1 protein-coding gene is annotated in these 1810 nt (G+C 53.9%); it reads right to left on the bottom strand.

The window, feature by feature from the left end; genetic code table 11:
- Window positions 1-490 precede the first annotated feature (490 nt).
- The gene (locus P0D70_RS36455; protein ID WP_408188090.1) at window positions 491-1687 is read right to left on the bottom strand and encodes an acyltransferase family protein; all 1197 of its coding nucleotides are present in this window, start codon (window positions 1685-1687) and stop codon (window positions 491-493) included.
- Window positions 1688-1810 lie beyond the last annotated feature (123 nt).

Below are 1810 nucleotides of genomic sequence, written 5' to 3'. Positions count from 1 at the left end.
GGGCGTGCAGTAAGCGCTGTCTTTGTGGCCATTGCTGATGTACTCGGCCATACCCATCGGTTTTCCCGGTGGGTATGACCGGTCGCAAGTTCTAAAGATCACCTATTACCACAACGATAGGAACCGGGCCGCCAGGATCGGGAGCGCGATAAACGCTGCGGCTTGGGCAAATGGATTCCAGGTCAGCCGCCTAAGTGGGCCTGCGTTGCGCCTGCGTTCTGTTTCAGCGTATCGCCGCTCCGTCTCCTCTCGAAGAATCGCCGCCGTAGCCGCGTTGGCGCGCACCAAATTCTCAAGCGTGCTCTGATAAAGGTCGTGCCTCTCTGCTGGCGTCATCGTTCTCCCCGTTATCGTTCGTAGACCGGTAGATCGTAGTGAGGATTCAGTGTAAATCATCAACCGGAGCGGGGCTATCAGACTAAGCGCGCTTACGCTCAAGAATCGACGCGAGAGTATGACTAAGTAGCCTGATAGCCGGGCGGAACCGCTTCTATTCCGCCAGCGCGCTACTCGATCTCGTGGCGTTAGCTGGAAGATTTTGAATGACCCGGCGCCCGAGGTTAATGCCACCTCGCTCGATCACATAATAAGTCGCAATCGAGACGGCGATGATGCAGGCGTATGTCAGCAATGTGACGAGCCAGAATCTTTGGGTGGTGAAGACGAGATTGGCGTTGTAGCGGGGGAATTGCATCAGCAGATTGATAATCAGCCCGTGCAACAGGTAGATGCTGTAGCTGATATTGCCGAGCCGTTTCGTGCCTGCTGCGGTCAATATGCCAAAAGCCGAAGCGCCTGAAGCCACGCAAAAGAAGGCTATGCCGAGAAGGACGGTTGCCTGATTCGTATAGGGACCTCCCGATACCTGGATCGCCAATGCACCCGCAACAATCGCAATACACGAACGAATGACGCCATTGCCCTTCAGTTTGGGATATGACCGAAGCAGGCTCGCCGTGAGCATGCCGATCAGGAAGTGTTCAATGAAGACCACAGTCAGATCGGTGATCACACTGTTAGCGAACAGCATAAACATCAAGGCTGAACCCGTGATCGCAACCGTAGCCTTCTCGCGCGCGAAGCTGGCTAGCAGCGGAAGCGCCATGTAGAAGAGCCACTCATAATGAAGGCTCCAGGTTTGCCCGACCAGCCCCAGATACTCGGGACGATTCAGGAACGGCGTGGGCTGGTTGACGATTCCGAAAAAAAGCCATTGCGACAGTTGCGCGACCGTTTGACCCATCGTCTGAGTTGCCGGAAGGCCGACATGACGAATGACAAATATGAAGTACGCGATGATCAGAAACAGGTAGAGCGGGTAAATCCGGAATACGCGGTTGACATACAACTCAAGCCATTTGATATTGCCCTGCCGATCGATCAGGCGACCCCAAAATAAATATCCCGTGATCATGAAGAATACGGCCACCGCGCCTGGCCCGATAAACGAATAAAAGGGCGATGGCGGCAACCCGGATGTCCCATTCTTCAAGTTGTAGGCGGTCATTACAAAATGATGGAATACAATCGCTGAAGCAAGGATGCCACGCAATCCGTCAATTGAATCCAGTCGATGTTGATGTGCAACAGGAGCGGTATCGAGACACGAAAAAACCCGTTTCGCCGACAGGACGAGGATGGTGATGCCGAGAATGACCAAGGTCGGCCATATCGAAAGTATATTCATAATAATTGTTCCCCTGGATGGGGCTTCCGAGCGGACACTTCGCATTGTCAATGCCGAATCGTACTACATCCGGTCTCGGTTATTTCCTGGCGAACGCGCCGCGCATCAGCCTTCCCTAGGCCT

Source organism: Paraburkholderia sp. RL17-381-BIF-C (assembly GCF_046026435.1).
Classification (GTDB): Bacteria; Pseudomonadota; Gammaproteobacteria; order Burkholderiales; family Burkholderiaceae; genus Paraburkholderia.
The sequence above is the reverse complement of the archived record's forward strand: the minus strand, read 5'-3'. Positions and strand labels throughout refer to the sequence as shown.

Excerpts from the sequence above, each read along its gene's own strand:
- P0D70_RS36455 (WP_408188090.1), bottom strand. The coding sequence starts at position 1,687 with ATGAATATACTTTCGATATGGCCGACCTTGGTCATTCTCGGCATCACC.